The organism is Halomonas kalidii (assembly GCF_030010475.1).
GTDB lineage: Bacteria > Pseudomonadota > Gammaproteobacteria > Pseudomonadales > Halomonadaceae > Halomonas > Halomonas heilongjiangensis.
In genome coordinates, this window is sequence record NZ_JASCQN010000032.1 from 84,429 (window position 1) to 100,539 (window position 16,111).

Here is a 16,111-nt window from a genome sequence, read left to right on the forward strand (position 1 = left end):
TAACATAATATACATTATGCGAACTCTACCCCATCCTATTTCAGTAGATTTCTAATACCCCTTTTTCTTATCTGTCCCGCCCTGGTTGAACTCCCATTTTCACTCTGTAACATGCGTCGCTTTTCCGTCTTTGATTGGCCCCGCCGATCATGAAAAATATTGAACGCAGGGAACATTACGATGAAAAGAAATCATGACGCGATCACGCTGCGCCTGACCTCGGGCCCGGTGTTCGTGACCCAGGACGAGGCCGTGTCGCTGCTCGGCGTGCATCCAAGAACGGCCGGGCGCTGGGCACGCGGACAGCAGACACCCAGCCCGGCGCGGGCGGCGCTGCTGGCGATCCTGTCGGGGCAACTGGTGCCGTTCCCCGGCTGGCAGGGGTTCGGGTTTCGGGTCAAACGCGGCCCGGCCCCAGGGCGGCGACCGTTCGCGGTGCTGGTGGGGCCGGATGGGCGGGAGTGGCTGCCCGATGACCTGACGGCCTGGCGGGCGGTGCGGGGGATCGGCTAGCGGCTCGCGCGTTGCTCCAGCTCGCGGGCGATCTCGAGACGGTTCACGCGGGTAGACAGCTTCATCATGTAGAGCCCCATCAGCAGCAGCCCGACATTGCCCCCGGCGTTGATCGCCTCGATCAGCGTGGCGTCGATCATGCGAAGGCCCCCACCAGCTCGGCGAGCACCTCGGGCGGCAGCCAGTGGCCGGTGAAGAAGCCCAGCACGCCGACCAGCACGAAGCCGGCGCCCTTGCGTTGGTTCGGTGTCAGTTTCACAGGAAGCCTCCCGGCGTATAGCCCACGTCGTTGTTCAAGGTATCGGCCACGCGCTGTATTTCGGCGGCCTCTTGGGCGCTGTAGGGCTCGATGCCGCCGCCCAGCGTCCAATTCCAGTTCTCCCACAGCGCCGGGCGCACTTGCTGGCCCCGGTACTGCATCAGTTCATCAGACGGCGGCCCCAGGCTGGTGAAAGCGCCCTGCCGCCACTGCCACCACAGCCAGCCGCCGGCGGCGATCACCAGCACGGCGGTCAGGTCGACGTTGATCCTCATGCCATGGATACCCCTTGCTGGATGGTGGCCAGTTCATAGGGCTGGGCGCCGTTCTCCATCTGGATCATGGCGGCGATCAGCTCGGGCCGGTGGCCGTCGTTCAGCGGCTGGGTCGGGCTGACGCCGACGCGGCTGGCCACGAAGTCCTGATAGGCCAGGGTGTTGTTCTCGTGGGCCGGGGCCCAGCGGGAAACGATCGACTGCACGGTATTGAGGCCGTGGCGGTCGCGGTAGGTATCGAGGATGCGCGACATGGCGCGGATGCCGTAGAGCGGGTCGACGAACCTTGCGAAGCGTCCATCGGTGGGCGGATCGGCGAGCCCCTGCCAGGCGGTTCGGGGGTCATACTCGATATTGCCGGGGTTGTTGTTGCGGATGCCACGCGGGTCGGTCATGTCCCAGATACTCCAGTCGCCGTTGATGAGGTCGTTCACGGTGTTGCTCGGGCCGCTCAGCCAGTCATCGGTGAGCCAGCCCAGGTTGAGGTCAAGGCTGCCGTCGTCCAGGGTCAGCGCCTCGCGGCGGTCGAGTTCCTCGCGGCTGTAGGGAATGCCGCTGGTGTCATCGAAGGCGCCCAGGTTGGGCAGGTACGGGATACCGGACACGCCGAAGGCGCGGGGGTTGTCCTGGCGGCCCAGCAGCCAATATCCGGTTCCGCCCAGCAGGGCCAGGCCGATCAGTGCTCTTACCATGTGATGCCCTCCAGGGTGGCCGCGTCGGGCGCGTCGGCGATGGCGGCGGCCTTCTCGCCCTCGCGGTCGATCAGCTCGCCCCGCCGCTGGGCAATCGCCATCAGGGCGGCGTCCACATCGGCGACCGGATGCGTTTCGTGGAACGTGCCGTCGCTGTCTTTCCAGCGGGCGAAGTGGGTTTGCCCGGTGCGCTCGGCCAGGTCGATGGCTTCCTTGAGCGCTTGCCGGTTGCTCGGGTCGCCCGCGTAGCGGATGGCGTTGACGGTGACGCCCTCGGCCTCGGCGGCGTGGCGGGCGCTCTCGATCTCATCCAGCTTGGCGGCCTTGAGGTCGGACAGCGGGCGGGTATCTGGGTAGCCGGCGAAGGCGCCCAGGGCGTTACCCTCGGCCAGCCACGCCTCCACATCGGCCCACAGCTCGTTTCCCTGCGGGACCACGGCGCCGCGCTTGAGGCGGCCATAGTCGGCCACGCACACGGCCCGGCCGCTGGTCTGGTCATGGGTGAACATGGCTTAGCTCTCCGCTTGCAGGTTTAGGTGGTCGCAGACGCCGCGAGCGCTGAAGCTGTTGGCGGATCCTTCCGGCCCTGCGTTCCAGCTCGATGCCCGTGACCCCGGCCGGGTTCCAGACCCATAAGGCCCACCGAGTAGCGCCGTCCTGATGCTATGCGTGTAGATATCGCCGCGACCATCCGCCTGATCGTTCCAACCGACGGCCCCGGTCGCCGATGTGCCGCTGATTTCGGCCCCCCACTGCCACATCACGCCGGTGGCCTGCTCGACGCCACACGCAGATCGATGTCCCGCTTGGTGCTGGGTGGTGACAGGATCGGAGGCCACGTCCTGACGCTCCACGACGCCATAGGCCAGGGCGGTGAACTCCTGATAACTGGGAAAACGCTTACCGGCCGTCGAGAGGATGTCGTTGAAGCTCCACCAACTGGCGGTGGTGTAGGTGGTCGCACCGTCGCCGCCAAAGGCGTCGGGAATCACCGGCAGGCTATCTCCATTGGCGATGGTCTGGCCGTTGCGGCTGTAGCCGTTCAGCGCGTAGTTCACGTCGCACAGGTAGATATCGGCCCAGGTGCGGCCGTCGAGCGAGAGCACCATGCCACGCGGGCTCGGCGCGGCGGGCTTGTAATTCAGGTCCCACAGCGAGGCGGGGACGATCTCAGCGGCGCCGGCGCTGGCGTGGAAACCGCCCACTTTGCGGGTGTTGGCCGGGGCGGCGTTGTCGGCGTCGACCGCCTGCGTGCTGCCGTCGCTGGCCAGGTACAGGGTGTAATCGGTGCCGGCGACCAGGGCCGGCAGGGTGACGGCGGTACCGGCGGGCACCTTGGCCACGGCGGCGCCGACCACGGCCACCAGATCGGAGGCGGCCACCAGGCTGGCACCGCTGACCTCCCAGGCCGGCTTGCTGCCGTCATCCTTGTGGAAGCCCTGGGCGTTGCGCATCAGCCGCACGGCGGCGCTACTCGGGGAAAAGGTCGCCATTACACTACCTCCGCGACGTGCAGAATATCGCCGGCGTCACCGCTGACCGCGACACTTCCGGTCACGTCGAGGGTCAGGGCGTCGCCGGGCTCCAGGGGCAGGCCGGCAACGGTCAGCGCCCCCACGTTGTCGGTCTTGGCCCGCATGATGATCTCGCGGCGGTCGGCGTTGGCCGGGATGGTGCCGCCGCCGGCGATATCGCCCACGGCGACGAAGCTCCCGGCAGGCTTGGGCGAGACGCTGCCGGTGGTTCGCACCGACTGAAAATCGCCGGTACCGGCGAGCATGCGCACCCGCAGGGTGACCCCGGATTCATTGCGCACCCGCAGCGACTCGAAGTCGCGAACGCGAGCGCCCTGCCCCTCCTCCACGTCGAAGGCATCGCCGCGGCTGGTCGACACCTTGACGCGGCCGCCGGCGGCGTCGATGACGTTGAAATAGTTGCCAATCGCCTGGATCAACTGCTCGGCGCCGGGCTCGATGTTCAGGACGTAATCCCGCAGTGCCCCTTGTGTGCTCATGCTTTCATGCCTCCCTTGCTACTCGCCCAGGCGATGCCGACCAGTGCCACAGCCACGGCCGCAGCAGTGAATTGCAGGGTTCGCAGCTCCTGGCCCCCGGTACCTACCTGCTCGCGCTCGGTGTAGTTGGCAACGAAATCCATGGCCTGTTGAGTGCCCTTCTCGGCGCCGTTCTGCACCTCCAGGGCCAGCCGCTCCAAGCGCTGCATGGCATCGCCGGCGGTGCCGGTCACGGCGTCCAGGCTGTCGGCGTTGATGGTGGTCGCGGCCTCCAGGGTGCGGCGGGTCTGATTCTCGCCCTGGCGGCTCAGGTCCTCGACGCCCCGTTCCAGGGCGCGGGCGATGTTGTCCAGGGTCTGGGCGTCGGCGCGTTGGATGGTGACGCGGTTGTTGGTGCCGTAGACGTTGCCCTCGCCCTGTTGCGAGACATTGGTGGTGGTATAGGTGCGGCTCGTCCGGCTGCGGCTCTTGCTACCCATGAATAAAAACCCTCTCGGACTCGATGAACCCCAGCCCCTCGAGAATGCGGGCCAGGCCGGGGCGGCGGATGTGGGTCCTGACTCGCCAGCCGCGGCGCTCGGCGTGCGCGACCAGGGCGGCGACCTTGGCCGCGTAGCCCTGTCCGGCCCCGGCCACCAGCACCAACTCTTGGCGCCCGGTCGGCCCGATCTCCAAACGAATCACGCCCCGGCTGCCGTCGCTCCAGCGCAACAGCCGCGCTCGCCCCGCCGCTACCTCGGCGGCGATCTCGTCGGCGTCATCGCCCATGGCCGGCGCCAAAATGGCTCGATCGTCGGCGGTCAGCGCTTCCATAGCCACAGCCCTAGGCCCGCCAGGATCACCACGCCGACAACGCTGTACTCCTGCCAGCCGCTGCCCTGGCGGACCCGCGAGCCCCTGGCGTAGTAGTCACCCACGGTGAGCGTGCCCATGTCGCGCATGTCGCCATCGGCCGATGGCTCGGCCATGATGTTCCGCCCGGTGCTGGTGATACTGAACGGCTTGCCAGCCATGCTCGTCTCCCTACTTGAGTACCAGCAGCGCGGCGACCAGCAGCACGCCGCCGATCACCAGCGTTTGGCCGTTGATCCCGCCGACCGCAGCGCGGCCGGTGTCGGCGTAGTTGGCCGGCGCCCCGGTCGGGTAGGTGGTGGCGTTGCGGGCGGCCGCCTGCGCATCGGCGCCGGCGTTGGCCTGTGCCTTGATCGCCTCGACGTTGACCCAGGCGCCCAGCGCATCGCCGAAAAAGCCGCTCCAGCCGTTGGTTTGCTCGCGGGCGTTGAAGGTGTAGCCGGTGGAAACGTCGTTGCTGAGGCTGCCCCAATCACTGAACCCTAGTACTCCTGCCATGATGGCGGCCCTCCTTTAGATGCCAGCGAAGTTGTCGAGATACTCGACCAGCACCTCGACCTGGCCGGCGGTGTCCAGGGTCAGGCGGAAACGCTGATCTTGGATGCGGTTGGGATCGGTGACGATGGACTGATAGATATCGCCCTCCAGGGTCCAGTCGACGGCGAGATAGGTCGCTTGCGGGGTGCGGCCGTTCTCGTTCTGCAAGTACTGGAGCAGCGGCTTATCGCCCTCGACGATCTTGCGGGAGTTCTGCTCGACCTCGACCCGCGAGATATCGTCGGCGGTCTTGACGAAGTGCACGGCCATCAGGCGCGGGCCCTTGGGGATGTTATCGATTTCAAACTGGCCGCTGGTCGCAGAGCTGTAGGTGAAGCGCTTGACCTTGTTCAGCATGCCCAGCGGCTTGGGGTCCGACTGGATGGCGTGGGCCTTGATCACCGGCGCGGCGGCGCCGCCGTCGATCTCGACTTCAAGCTGCAAGGTCTGGATGCGGCCGTTGCCCTGAGCGTCGCCGGTACCCAGGCCGGTCACGCGGCGCTGCTCCAGGGCGGACATTTCCGGGCGCACGAACCACAGGCTGATATGCCCGGCGGCGTCGTGGCGGCCGTAATATTGGTTCAGGGCGGCGAGCTGGTCGGCGTCTTTGAACTCCATCACCGGCTTGCCGTCGATGACGAGGCGAATGTCCTTCATCTGGGCGCGGGTGACGCCGGTGTACTCCAGCACCAATTTCTCGTAGGTGCGGCCAATCGGCATGTTGAGGGTGGCGGTACCGCCGGCGGTCACGTTGGACAGCGACGGCATACGGGTAGTCAGGCGCATCGGCTCTTCTCCTGGTGGTGGGGGTCGCGGCGCGGCTTACTTGCCGGCGCTGACGATCTGGGCGGCGGTGCGAAAGCCCATCTTGCGCATGCCGTAGATCGACACGCCGATAATCAGCGCGGCGGTGATGGAGCTGACGACGATGCTGGTATCCAGGTTGTCGCGGTACTTGGTAACGAGGTCGTTCATATAGTGGTGTCCTGTGCGGCTCGGTCGGAAAAAGCCCCCTGGCCGGGTGGCGTCGGGGGCAAGGTGGCGAGCGCGTCGGTCTGGCGTCCAGGGTTATTCGGTCAGTTCGGTCAGTTTTCGCCGCTGGCCGTGGAATTCCAGCCGCCAGAACGTGATATCTGGGCCCCGCTTGCGGATGTAGTGCAGCGGCGCGACGGCGGCCAGCCTCGCCTCGGTGACGGCGGCGAGGCGGGACATGCGCGGAATGTCGGTGGCTTCCTGGCGGCCGATCCAGAACTCGGCGGCTTGGGTGTAAACCGTCTTGCTGATCTCGGTACCGCGCTGGGTGGCCATGGTCAGGCGACCGTTGTACTTGCGGGCGCGGCGGATCAGCTCGCCGAAGGCGGGCGTTGCCTTGCCGGCGCTGGGCGACACGTCGGCTAGCTCCTCGATAAGAATTTCGGTCGGCGTTCGGCCATCCAGCGCCGCGAACACCAGCCCACACCACCACTCCCAGGTTTTCAGGTCGTTGGCGCCGTTCCACAGCAGGCGGAACGGCCGCCCCGATCTCAGGGCGGCGGCGACGGCCTTGGCGTAGGCGGCGCGGCTGGCGAAGTGGTGACCGGGGTGGTCATCGTCTGTATCCCAGCCCAGCAGGCGCACGCCCTGGCCGGGGATCAGTTCGCGGATCAGTTGCGACTTGCCGGCCCCGGTGGCGCCCAGCACCAGCCGGTGCCGGTTGGTCAGCGACGTGTCAGGGTTACAGGCCATCGGCGACCCCCTCGCCCTGCCCCCGCTCGCGCTCGGCCTCCTGGCGGGCCCTGGCGTCGTCCTCGCGCTTGCCCCGGTAGGCGCCGACCAGCACGCCACCGATCCACAGCCCGGCGGCCAGGTAGTGCATATACGGGCGCAGCCACTCGGGCACCTCGCCGGAGAAGTCTCGGGCGACCGGCAGCAGCGATTCCTCGCCGTTGGCGCGGGCGCTGGCGTCCAGGCTGTGCCCCGGCCGGATCAGGCCGGCGGCCAGCTCGACGCCCTGAACGCCCATCTTGGCCAGGGCGCGGGCGTGCTGCTCCTGTGCCTCGCCGTCCTGCCACTCGCCGGCGTCGGTCTCCTGCTCGGCCTGGTGGGCGGCCTGTTCGGCCTGCTCGTCGCTCTGGGCCTCGGCGGCGAGGGCCGCCACGGCGTCGGCGGCGGTCTGTTCGTCGGTCAGGTGGGTCGCTTCCATGGTCATCGGTTCGGTTCTCCGGTTGGTCATTGGCTGGCCAGGAACAGGCCCAGGCCCAGGGCGCCCAGCAGCAGGACGCCGACGCCCTTGGCGGGGCTCGGTCGGTGGGTGGCGGCGGCGGTCGTTGGCTCGTCGGGCTCGGGTTCGGCCTTGGCCGGGTCGAATTCCTCGGGAGTGGAGCGCTCCAGGGTGGCCGGCACGTTGGCCGGGCGCAGCGGCTCGGCGCCGGCGTGCCAGTCGGTGTTGCGCCAGAGCTTGCCCTGGATGGCGGCGCCGGTCGGCTGCATCAGGCCGCAGTCGGCGCACTGCCAGTAAAGGTGAGCGCCCCGCCGCTTGGTCTGGCGCACGTCGGCGCCGGCGGTGCTGCAGGTGGGACAGTCGATGGTGCCCAGGCTGGGATTGCTCACGCGGGCGCCTCCTGGCGGGCGAGTTCCCGCCGGGTCAGTTCGTCGGTGATTTCTGCCATCAGCATCGCGGCCACCTTGATCTCGCCGGCGGCCATCATGGGGTGAAGGCCGGCGATGGTCTGGGCCTTGTCGGCCAGTTGGCGGCGGCGGTCGGCCAATTCTCGGTTGGTCATGCGGTCAGTACCTCGATCATTTCGGGTGATAGGTCGGCGGGGGTCATGGTGCGATCCAGCAGCGCTCCCGCGATCACGCGGCGGCCCTGCTCGAGTCGGCGGCGGTTGTCGGCGGCCTCGATGCGGCCCAGCTCGCGGGTCAGCTTGGCGCGGTGGCTCCGGTAGCGGTACGCCTCGGCGTCGGCGGCCTGGCGCTCGCGTATCTTGTCGATTTGCGACTGGTAGACCGGCGGCCACATGTCCCGGCAGCTTTCAGTGATTTTGCGTTCCCAGCGGGACAGCGGATGGGCAGGCGCCCCGCCGTGGTACTTGGCGCTCAGTGGGTCGCCCATGAAGCGTAACGGCCCGGTGAAGGCGCCCCGGATTGCCTGACGGGCCTCGCGCTCGATGCGGAGCGTACAGTTATTCACACGAGTCCAAGCGTCGCCTTCGGCGCCGAAGGTCAACCCCTCCAGGTCAAACCCCTGGCCGCTGTCGCGGCGTCGGGTGGTCCAAAGGTGATGCTTGGTCAGCAGCTCGACGCCATGGACGACGATGCCCAGGGTGGTTTTCAGCGGCTCGCCATAGCGTCCGGTCTGGATCTCCCCGCCACCGCCGGCCAGGCGGTCGATATGCCAGGGCCGGGCCGGCTGGTGGTCGCGTTTGGTCATGGGGCCGCCCATGGCCCGCAGGAATCCGGCCCACTCGCCCCGGTCGGCGGTGCGGCGCAGCTCGGAAGCGGCCAGCATGGCGTCCTCGCCGGGCTCGCGCTCGGTCAGCCAGGCGACCAGGGCGGCGGGGTCGCGCAGGCGGCGCAGCTCGCGCCACACGGTGACGCTCGGCAGCCCGAAGAACTGGAATTGGCGGATGCCCCAGGTCGCCGCCCACGCCTCGATTCGCGGGGCGCTGGTGGTCAGGTCGTGGCCGTAGGCGTCCAAGTGGTCGCCGTCGACGCCCTGGCGGTTGAACTGCTCGCCGTTGATGTTCTTGCTGACGTACTTGGCGACGTAGCCGGCGGCGCATCCCAGCTCGGGGTCGATCACCTTGGCATCGAAGCGAACCGTCTCGTCGTCGGCCACCTCGGCGGCGCTGTCGGCCAGGGCATAGGCCCGCAGCAGGCCCAGCACCGCGCCGACGTTCTGCGCCTCGGTCCACAGCAACAGGTGCCAGTGCGGGCAGCCGTCGTGATGGGGCTCGACCACGCGGATGCCGTAGACGCCCAGGTGTTTACGGCCAAGCTTGGCGCGGGCTCGAGACCATAGCTTTTGCAGATAGGCTTGCCCCTCGCGGGGGTCGGGACAGTCGGCGGCGGTCCATTTGGGGTTGTGGCGGGCGGTGCCCCGCCAAACGGCATGGAAGCGACTCGGGCATGTGATCGTCACGAAGACCCCCACATGCCCCAGGCGCATCGCTTCGCGCTCGGTGTCGGCGATGCGCAGCATCAGCTCGGCGCGGCGGTTGTTCGGGTTGGCCAGTCCCAGCTCGGCCAGTTCTGCCAGGGTGTATTCCTGCCCGGCCTCATTGACGGCGGCCACCGCCTCCAAGATGCGGCGGTTGCGGACGTGCTGACGGCGGCGGGCCTCCATGCCGCGGTTCGAGACGTAGATGCCGGCGCGGTCGTGGACGCGGCCCAGGATGCGGTCGGCTTGCTCCAGGCGGCGGGCGTTGAGGCGGCGCAACTGGCGGCGCCACCACAGCCCGCAGCACAGGCGGGCGACGGTGCCCCGGTCGCTCTCGGCGTCGGGCAGCTCCAGGCCGTGGGCGACGACGCGGCGGGTACCGGCGGCCAGGGCCTCGGCGGTCCCGCCCATGCGGATACGGTCGATGGCGTCGGCTTGCTGCTCGGCGTGGCTGACCAGGGCGTCATCGTCATCGGTGCAGTACCAGGGGCCACAGCGGCGCAGGGCGTCGGCCATGGCCTGGCGGTCGATGGCGGTCTGGTGGCTGCTCACAGTGCGTCACCGCACTCGATCCACTGGCGCCACAGCAGACGCGCCCATGCCTGATCATGGGCAATGCCGATCCAGCGCAAATGCACTAGGTCGCGGTCGCACGCCTCCCTCACCTCGGCGACCGGCTGCCCCAGCGCCTCGGCCGCTTGCTTACACTCGGGATGCCCTTCGGGCGCCGGCCGGCAAATCGGACTCCATACGAGCCGGTCGCACCACCGGCACGGCGTGGCGTAAACGGCGGCCATCATGCACCCCCTAGGATGCCGTAGCCGTCCTCAATCTCGCAGCCCTCGGCCAGCAGCTCGGTTTCCAGATTGTCGAACCGTGCCGACAGCTTGGCGTACCAGTCGCCCAGGCCGGTACCGGCGTGCAGCTCCATGGCATCGCGAAAGAAGTCGGCGCGGCGCCGCATCTCGGCGGCTTCTCGGTAGGCCCGCTGTGCCGCTATGCGATCGGCACCGGCGGCGGCGTGAAGGTCAGCGCGAAGGCGATGGAAAGCAGCGGGGGGAGTAATACCAGCGGTAGAAACGGCATCAATGGCACTCATGGCGGTGTGACTCCTGTTCGCGATGTCGCTGGCAGGGACCGCCGGGGCGCTACCCCGGCGGCGGCCTCTCGGCCTATCCAGCGAACGGACAGGGGGAGCTTATGCAGAGCTGGTTGATATATGCAAATCTGGCCGGTAGTCGTTTAGCGCTTGCATAGTCGGCTATGCTGTTACCCTGGACGTCACATTCCAAAGGGTATTGACATGAACACACTTGAGCTTCTGAACCGCTACAAAGCCCACCACGGCGGGATTACGGACTATCGAGCCGCAAAACTCCTTAACGTCAAGTCACAGACCGTTTACACCTGGAAATCCGGCGGGAAGATGTCCGATGAGATAGGAATTCGGATCGCTGAGGAGCTGGGATTAGACCCCGGAAAGGTGGTTATTGCGCTGCACATTGAACGCGAGAAGGGGAACGCTACGTCCCCGGTGTGGCGCGATATCGGGAAGCGCCTCGAAATGGCTGTAGCCCCCGTGGTTGTGGGCCTGGTGGGGTATGGGGGAGGGGTGCTTTTCGGCGGTCCTCTGTTTTAACCACTTATACATTATGCGAACCGGCGGCTGGCCGAACGAGCCGTCCGGCAGTGTCGGTCGCCAGTCCGGTATCCGACACCGTGTCCAACGAATGGTGCGGCGCGATGCCCCAGTATCGGCCCCGGGGAATCCTTCCTGACCCAGATGCCATCGCCCCCGGCTCATGCGAACCGGGGGCGATGGCCGAAGCGTTTCACGCCTCTGGAGCTCAGAGCGGCTTGTCGTCGTCGGCCTCGGCGGGCGCGTAGGAGCCGTCCTCGCGATGCACCTCGTGTCCCGTCAGGCCCGGCGTGAAGACGCAGGCCAGGTGCATGGTCTTGCTGGCACGCAGCAGGTGCTCGTCATGCTGGTCGAGGATATAGATGTCACCCGGCTTGATCGGCCAGATCTTGCCGTCGGCCAGGGTCTCCACCTCGCCTTCGCCCTCGATGCAGTAGACCGCCTCGAAGTGGTGCTTGTAATGAATATGGGTCTCGGTGCCCGCGTAGATGCGGGTGATATGGAAAGAGCAATTGCCGCCATCGTCGGCCAGCGACAGGCGGGTACTGTCCCAGTTGCCGTTCTCGGCCTTGACCAGGCGGTCGGTCTGGCGCGCTTCCTCGAGGTTGCGAACGATCATGGTTGAACTCCGATATGCAAGGTGTCGATGACCGGGCCGCCGCGCGATCGGCGAACGGCCCTGCAGATTATCAGCTTAGCGCCTGCTTGACGCTGGCCTCGAGGATATCCAGGCCTTCCAGTAGATCCTCGTCGGTGATGGTCAGCGGACACAGACACTTGACCACCTCGCCGTCCTGGCCACTGGTCTCGATCACCAGGCCGTTCTCGAAGGCCTTGGCGGTGATCTTGTCGGCGATCTCGCCGTTGCCGACGTCGATGCCGCGCATCAGCCCGCGGCCACGCTCGGAGGCCTCGATGCCCTGCTCGCCGATCCAGGCGGCGATCTTCTGGAAGCGGTCGGCGACCACCCTGCCCTTGCGTTGGACGTCACGCTCGAAGGTGTCGTCGCTCCAGTAGTGGCGCAGCGCCGCGGCGGCAGTGGTGAAGGCCAGGTTGAAGCCGCGGAAGGTGCCGTTGTACTGCCCCGGCTTCCACTTGTCGAGCTCGGGGCGGATCAGCACGTGGGCGAACGGCAGGCCGTAACCGGAGAGCGACTTGGAGTTGGTGACGATGTCGGGGGTCACACCGGCATGCTCGAAGCTGAAGAACTTGCCGGTACGGCCGCAGCCGGCCTGGATGTCATCGACGATCAACAGGATGTCGTGGGAACGGCAGATGTTCTCCAGGCGCTTGAGCCACTCGAGGCCGGACACGTTGATGCCGCCCTCCCCCTGCACCGTCTCGACGATGACCGCGGCCGGTACGTCGAGGCCGCCGGACTTGTCGCCGAGCAGCTTCTCGAAGTAGTCGAGGGTATCGGTGCCCTCGCCCAGGTAGCCGTCGAACGGCAGGAAGGCCGCCCCCTGGGTCGGGATGCCGCCGGTGGCCTCGCGGAACTTGCGGTTGCCGGTGGTGGCCAGGGCTCCCATGGTCACGCCGTGGAAGCCATTGGTGAAGGTGACAATGTTATGACGGCCCTTGGCCACGCGAGCCAGGCGGATGGCCGCCTCGACGGCGTTGGTTCCGGTTGGCCCCGGGAAATGCACCTTGTACTCCAGGCCCCGCGGCTTGAGGATCAGTTCCTCGAGGGTCTCGAGGTAGTCACGCTTGGCAGCGGTCCAGAAGTCGAGGCCATGAACGATGCCGTCGCTGGCCAGGTAGTCGAGCAGTGCCTGTTTGATCTTGGGGTTGTTGTGGCCGTAGTTCAGGGTGCCGGCGCCGGCGAGAAAGTCGATGTACTCGCGGCCGTCCTCGTCGGTCAGGCGCGCATTCAGGGCCTTGGTGAAGACCACCGGAAAGGAGCGGGAGTAGGTCCGGACTTCGGATTCCATGCGTTCGAGGATCTGGGTCTGCATCGGGCGACCTCCTTGGGAGAAGACGAATCGGATAGGCATGGCGAGGCCGACCAGCGGCCATACGCCAGGCAGGTATAGTGCGGGATGACTCAGAGGCGATCGGTCTGGAAGGGACCGATACGCACCAGGTTCTCGGGGTCGTGCTCGCCACCGAGCTGATCGGTGGAGAAGTACTCGCGACTGTTGAGCGGTGCCTGCCAACGGTCTGCCAGGCGACGAAACAGCCCCCAGGAGGCCTGGTTGTCGGGGGTGATGGTGGTCTCGAGATGGTGGACCTCGGCCAGCTCGGGGCGGGACATGACGGCCTCGACCAGACGACGCGCCAGACCGGTGCCGCGGGCCTTCTCGCCCACCGCCACCTGCCACAGGAAGTAGGTGTCCGGGGCATTGCTCTTCACGTAGCCGGAGACGAAGCCGACGATCTCGCCCTCCTCGTTGGTGGCCACCGCGCAGGTGTCACGGAACTGGGTGGCCAGTAACAGGTAAGCGTAGGCGGAATTGACATCCAGCGGGGGACACGACTTGACCAGTTCGTAGATACCCCAGCCGTCATCGGGGTTGGGCTTGCGGATGAACAGGGGCATCGCGTCGAAGCCGACCACGGCATCGGCGACGCTCGGGCGCGCCAGGTCGGCTGAGGGTGTAAAGGGCTCGGTGGTTGCGTTCATTATGGAGTTCGCTGTAGCGAATTTGAGGGGCATCATAACAGCCGCTTACCTCCTTTTCAAAAAGCAGGTTATCCTGCTGCCGACAAACCATAATGCGAAATTATAGTATGTCGTGGGCTTCCCGGAAGGCCCGACCTCTTTTTATTCTAGTCCACCCGGCGAACGCCATGCCCGGCCCAAATGCCAGCGGGCCACCCTCGTGAGGGTGGCCCGCCGAAGTGACGAGGACATGACAGCCTCGCCGGCCGGGGAGCGCTCAGCGCCGCGAGGGGCTGCGCAGGGTGACAAACTCCTCGGCGCCGGTGGGGTGAATGCCCACGGTGGCGTCGAAGTCTGCCTTGGTGAGCCCCGCACGCACGGCGATGGCGATGCCCTGGATCACTTCCCCCGCCTCCTCGCCTACCATGTGGGCACCGACGACCACGTCGCTCTCGTCATCGACGATCAGCTTCATCAGGCAGCGCTCGCTGCTGCCGGACAGGGTGTGCTTCAGCGGGCGGAAATCGGTGGTATAGACACGGATATCGCCATACTCTTGCCGTGCCTGCTCCTCGGAGAGCCCCACGGTGCCGATATTGGGATGACAGAACACCGCGGTGGCGATGTTGCGATAGTCGAGCGGTGCCTTCGGCGGCGCCTCGCCGAAGTGGTGCTGCACCAGGTGCATCGCCTCGGCCAGCGCCACCGGGGTCAGCTCCGGACCGCCGGTGACGTCGCCCAGGGCCAGGATCGAGGGCACCGAGGTCTCGAAGCGGTCGTTGACCCGCAGGTGGCCAGTGTCGGTCAGTGCGACGTCGAGACCGTCCAGGCCGAGCCCCTCGAGGTGCGGCCTGCGGCCGGTGGCGGCCAGCACCGCATCGACCTCGAGCCGCTCGCCGTTGGTCAGGGTCACCAGCAGCCCACCATCGAGCCGCTCGATCGCCTCGATGTTGGCCTCGAAGTACAGATTGACGCCCTTCTTGGCCATCTCGTCCCGGGCGAACTCGCGCACCTCGTGGTCGAAGCCGCGCAGGAACAGCTCGCGGCGATAGACCAGGTGGGTCTCGCTGCCCAGGCCGTTGAAGATGCTCGCGAACTCCACGGCGATGTAGCCGCCGCCGAGCACCAGGAAGCGGCGCGGGAAGGCGTCCAGATCGAAGATCTGGTTGGAATCCAGCGTCAGCTCACTGCCCGGGAACTCGGGTACCCAGGGCCAGCCCCCCACGGCGACCAGGATCCTGGCGGCACTGAGCGTCTCGCCGGCGACCTCCACCCGATGGTCGTCGAGCACCCGGGCGCGGCCGTTGATCAGGCGCACCCCGGCAGCGTCGAGCAGGCGGCCATAGATGCCGTTGAGTCGCTTGATCTCGCCGATCTTGTTGTCGCGCAGGGTCGCCCAGTCGAACTCGGGCGCCGCCGGCAGCCGCCAGCCGAAACCGCCGGCGTCCTCGAAGGCATCATGGAAATGGGCCGCGTGGGAGTAGAGCTTCTTGGGCACGCACCCCACGTTGACACAGGTACCGCCCAGGTAGCGGTCCTCGGCCACGGCGACTCGGGCGCCGGTCGCGGCCGCGGTGCGGGCGGCGCGTACGCCGCCGGAGCCCGCACCGATGACGAAAAGATCGTAGTCGAACTCGGACACGTGATTCTCCTGATCGGGAGGGGCCGCCTGGCGACCCTGGAAATGGAATGCGGCGATGATACCAGCCCCGCCGCCCCCTCGGGAGAGTCGGCGGTTGACCGCTCGGGGGTGTGGCGGTAAAAGGAGCTGCCGCAGCCACCCAACACCGCCACGCGAGGAATGCCGCCATGAACAACGACATCCAGGACCTGCTCGAGAACAACCGCGCCTGGGCCGAGCGCATGTGCCAGGAGGATCCCGGCTTCTTCTCGCGACTCTCGCAGCAGCAGAACCCCGACTACCTCTGGATCGGCTGCTCCGACAGCCGGGTACCGGCCAACCAGATCATCTCGCTGCCCCCGGGCGAGGTGTTCGTCCATCGCAACGTGGCCAATCTGCTTCATCACAACGACCTCAATGCCCTGTCGGTACTGCAGTACGCGGTGGAGGTGCTCAAGGTGCGCCACATCATGGTGGTCGGCCACTACGGCTGCGGCGGGATACGCGCCGCGGTCGACGGTGGCGACAACGGCATGGTGGACATCTGGCTGCACTCGGTACGCGAGCTCTATGCCCGCCACCGCGAGGAGCTGGCCCCCCTCGACCGCGATGCCCAGGTCGATCGCATGTGCGAGCTCAACGTCCAGGCTCAGGTCACCAACCTGTGTTGCACCAAGATCGTCCAGCATGCCTGGCAGCGCGGTCAGGAACTGGCGGTGCACGGCTGGGTCTATGGCCTGTCCGACGGACGCGTCAAGGACCTCGACTGCACGGTCTCCGGCCTCGACCAGGCCACCACCCTCTATCGAATCGCCCGTATCACGCCGGCCGGGGACTGACTCAGGCCCCACCCGCGGGGCTCATTCGCGGCGCGCATGACCTCTCTCACAATTTCGATTGTCCCTCGGTGCCCGGGCTAACTACGTTGTTGGCTGGACCTTCGCGGTCATCACATCAACAACAAGA

The 16,111-nt window shown here is 67.0% G+C and carries 26 protein-coding genes; 3 read left to right on the forward strand and 23 right to left on the reverse strand.

From position 1 onward, the window contains the following. Positions 1 to 180: 180 nt before the first annotated feature. Positions 181 to 513: a helix-turn-helix domain-containing protein gene (locus QLQ85_RS08805; protein ID WP_282738649.1), complete on the forward strand. Its 333-nt coding sequence runs from the start codon at positions 181 to 183 to the stop codon at positions 511 to 513. On the opposite strand, the gene QLQ85_RS08810 is transcribed toward QLQ85_RS08805, so the two are convergent. The 19 genes from QLQ85_RS08810 to QLQ85_RS08900 form a co-directional block, all read right to left on the reverse strand. Beyond that, positions 510 to 653 (reverse strand): hypothetical protein, encoded by a 144-nt coding sequence (locus QLQ85_RS08810; protein ID WP_282738650.1) that lies wholly within the window; start codon positions 651 to 653, stop codon positions 510 to 512. The two genes, QLQ85_RS08805 and QLQ85_RS08810, sit on opposite strands and share 4 nt — an antisense overlap. Then, positions 650 to 772, reverse strand: coding sequence for a hypothetical protein (locus tag QLQ85_RS08815; RefSeq protein WP_282738651.1), 123 nt, complete (start codon positions 770 to 772; stop codon positions 650 to 652). Before QLQ85_RS08815 ends, QLQ85_RS08810 begins: the two co-directional genes overlap by 4 nt. Continuing rightward, a complete protein-coding gene (locus QLQ85_RS08820; protein ID WP_282738652.1) occupies positions 769 to 1,047 on the reverse strand; it encodes a hypothetical protein in 279 nt (92 codons plus the stop codon). Before QLQ85_RS08820 ends, QLQ85_RS08815 begins: the two co-directional genes overlap by 4 nt. Beyond that, on the reverse strand, positions 1,044 to 1,739 hold the full coding sequence (locus QLQ85_RS08825; RefSeq protein WP_282738653.1) for a hypothetical protein: 696 nt from the start codon (positions 1,737 to 1,739) through the stop codon (positions 1,044 to 1,046). The genes QLQ85_RS08820 and QLQ85_RS08825 overlap by 4 nt, the downstream gene beginning before the upstream one ends. Further along, on the reverse strand, positions 1,733 to 2,248 hold the full coding sequence (locus QLQ85_RS08830; protein WP_282738654.1) for a DUF4376 domain-containing protein: 516 nt from the start codon (positions 2,246 to 2,248) through the stop codon (positions 1,733 to 1,735). Before QLQ85_RS08830 ends, QLQ85_RS08825 begins: the two co-directional genes overlap by 7 nt. 3 nt (positions 2,249 to 2,251) lie before the next feature. Beyond that, positions 2,252 to 3,232 carry a hypothetical protein gene (locus QLQ85_RS08835; RefSeq protein ID WP_282738655.1) on the reverse strand — a complete coding sequence of 327 codons (981 nt, stop codon included), beginning with the start codon at positions 3,230 to 3,232 and terminating at the stop codon, positions 2,252 to 2,254. After that, a complete protein-coding gene (locus tag QLQ85_RS08840) occupies positions 3,232 to 3,753 on the reverse strand; it encodes a hypothetical protein (protein WP_282738656.1) in 522 nt (173 codons plus the stop codon). Before QLQ85_RS08840 ends, QLQ85_RS08835 begins: the two co-directional genes overlap by 1 nt. Beyond that, complete coding sequence (locus QLQ85_RS08845) at positions 3,750 to 4,232, reverse strand: hypothetical protein (protein ID WP_282738657.1); 483 nt, start codon at positions 4,230 to 4,232, stop codon at positions 3,750 to 3,752. Before QLQ85_RS08845 ends, QLQ85_RS08840 begins: the two co-directional genes overlap by 4 nt. After that, complete coding sequence (locus tag QLQ85_RS08850; RefSeq protein WP_282738658.1) at positions 4,225 to 4,566, reverse strand: hypothetical protein; 342 nt, start codon at positions 4,564 to 4,566, stop codon at positions 4,225 to 4,227. The genes QLQ85_RS08845 and QLQ85_RS08850 overlap by 8 nt, the downstream gene beginning before the upstream one ends. Further along, positions 4,554 to 4,766, reverse strand: coding sequence for a hypothetical protein (locus tag QLQ85_RS08855; protein ID WP_282738659.1), 213 nt, complete (start codon positions 4,764 to 4,766; stop codon positions 4,554 to 4,556). The genes QLQ85_RS08850 and QLQ85_RS08855 overlap by 13 nt, the downstream gene beginning before the upstream one ends. A gap of 10 nt (positions 4,767 to 4,776) precedes the next feature. Then, positions 4,777 to 5,103: a hypothetical protein gene (locus QLQ85_RS08860; RefSeq protein ID WP_282738660.1), complete on the reverse strand. Its 327-nt coding sequence runs from the start codon at positions 5,101 to 5,103 to the stop codon at positions 4,777 to 4,779. 15 nt (positions 5,104 to 5,118) lie between these two features. Beyond that, on the reverse strand, positions 5,119 to 5,928 hold the full coding sequence (locus QLQ85_RS08865; protein WP_282738661.1) for a major capsid protein P2: 810 nt from the start codon (positions 5,926 to 5,928) through the stop codon (positions 5,119 to 5,121). Positions 5,929 to 5,964: 36 nt separating this feature from the next. Continuing rightward, positions 5,965 to 6,117, reverse strand: a complete 153-nt coding sequence (locus QLQ85_RS08870; RefSeq protein WP_282738662.1) for a hypothetical protein — start codon at positions 6,115 to 6,117, stop codon at positions 5,965 to 5,967. Between the two features lie 93 nt (positions 6,118 to 6,210). Continuing rightward, positions 6,211 to 6,867 (reverse strand): hypothetical protein, encoded by a 657-nt coding sequence (locus tag QLQ85_RS08875; protein ID WP_282738663.1) that lies wholly within the window; start codon positions 6,865 to 6,867, stop codon positions 6,211 to 6,213. Further along, positions 6,857 to 7,330 (reverse strand): hypothetical protein, encoded by a 474-nt coding sequence (locus QLQ85_RS08880; protein ID WP_282738664.1) that lies wholly within the window; start codon positions 7,328 to 7,330, stop codon positions 6,857 to 6,859. Before QLQ85_RS08880 ends, QLQ85_RS08875 begins: the two co-directional genes overlap by 11 nt. A gap of 20 nt (positions 7,331 to 7,350) precedes the next feature. Next, the gene (locus tag QLQ85_RS08885) at positions 7,351 to 7,731 is read right to left on the reverse strand and encodes a hypothetical protein (protein WP_282738665.1); all 381 of its coding nucleotides are present in this window, start codon (positions 7,729 to 7,731) and stop codon (positions 7,351 to 7,353) included. Next, entirely contained in the window at positions 7,728 to 7,904 is a 177-nt protein-coding gene (locus QLQ85_RS08890) for a hypothetical protein (RefSeq protein ID WP_282738666.1), read from the reverse strand. The genes QLQ85_RS08885 and QLQ85_RS08890 overlap by 4 nt, the downstream gene beginning before the upstream one ends. Continuing rightward, complete coding sequence (locus QLQ85_RS08895; protein ID WP_282738667.1) at positions 7,901 to 9,835, reverse strand: replication endonuclease; 1,935 nt, start codon at positions 9,833 to 9,835, stop codon at positions 7,901 to 7,903. Before QLQ85_RS08895 ends, QLQ85_RS08890 begins: the two co-directional genes overlap by 4 nt. 244 nt (positions 9,836 to 10,079) lie before the next feature. After that, a complete protein-coding gene (locus QLQ85_RS08900) occupies positions 10,080 to 10,382 on the reverse strand; it encodes a hypothetical protein (RefSeq protein WP_282738668.1) in 303 nt (100 codons plus the stop codon). Positions 10,383 to 10,586: 204 nt separating this feature from the next. On the opposite strand from QLQ85_RS08900, the gene QLQ85_RS08905 reads away from it, so the two are divergent. Further along, complete coding sequence (locus QLQ85_RS08905) at positions 10,587 to 10,922, forward strand: hypothetical protein (RefSeq protein WP_282738669.1); 336 nt, start codon at positions 10,587 to 10,589, stop codon at positions 10,920 to 10,922. 208 nt (positions 10,923 to 11,130) lie between these two features. On the opposite strand, the gene QLQ85_RS08910 is transcribed toward QLQ85_RS08905, so the two are convergent. From QLQ85_RS08910 to gorA, 4 genes are all read right to left on the reverse strand, one after another. Continuing rightward, positions 11,131 to 11,541 (reverse strand): ectoine synthase, encoded by a 411-nt coding sequence (locus QLQ85_RS08910; RefSeq protein ID WP_240567635.1) that lies wholly within the window; start codon positions 11,539 to 11,541, stop codon positions 11,131 to 11,133. Positions 11,542 to 11,611: 70 nt separating this feature from the next. Beyond that, positions 11,612 to 12,877 carry a diaminobutyrate--2-oxoglutarate transaminase gene (gene ectB / locus QLQ85_RS08915; protein WP_282738670.1) on the reverse strand — a complete coding sequence of 422 codons (1,266 nt, stop codon included), beginning with the start codon at positions 12,875 to 12,877 and terminating at the stop codon, positions 11,612 to 11,614. 89 nt (positions 12,878 to 12,966) lie between these two features. After that, complete coding sequence (ectA, locus tag QLQ85_RS08920) at positions 12,967 to 13,545, reverse strand: diaminobutyrate acetyltransferase (RefSeq protein WP_282738671.1); 579 nt, start codon at positions 13,543 to 13,545, stop codon at positions 12,967 to 12,969. 256 nt (positions 13,546 to 13,801) lie between these two features. Beyond that, the gene (gorA, locus tag QLQ85_RS08925) at positions 13,802 to 15,166 is read right to left on the reverse strand and encodes a glutathione-disulfide reductase (protein WP_282738672.1); all 1,365 of its coding nucleotides are present in this window, start codon (positions 15,164 to 15,166) and stop codon (positions 13,802 to 13,804) included. Between the two features lie 167 nt (positions 15,167 to 15,333). On the opposite strand from gorA, the gene can reads away from it, so the two are divergent. Further along, the gene (gene can / locus QLQ85_RS08930; protein WP_282738673.1) at positions 15,334 to 15,984 is read left to right on the forward strand and encodes a carbonate dehydratase; all 651 of its coding nucleotides are present in this window, start codon (positions 15,334 to 15,336) and stop codon (positions 15,982 to 15,984) included. The last annotated feature ends 127 nt before the right edge of the window (positions 15,985 to 16,111 follow it).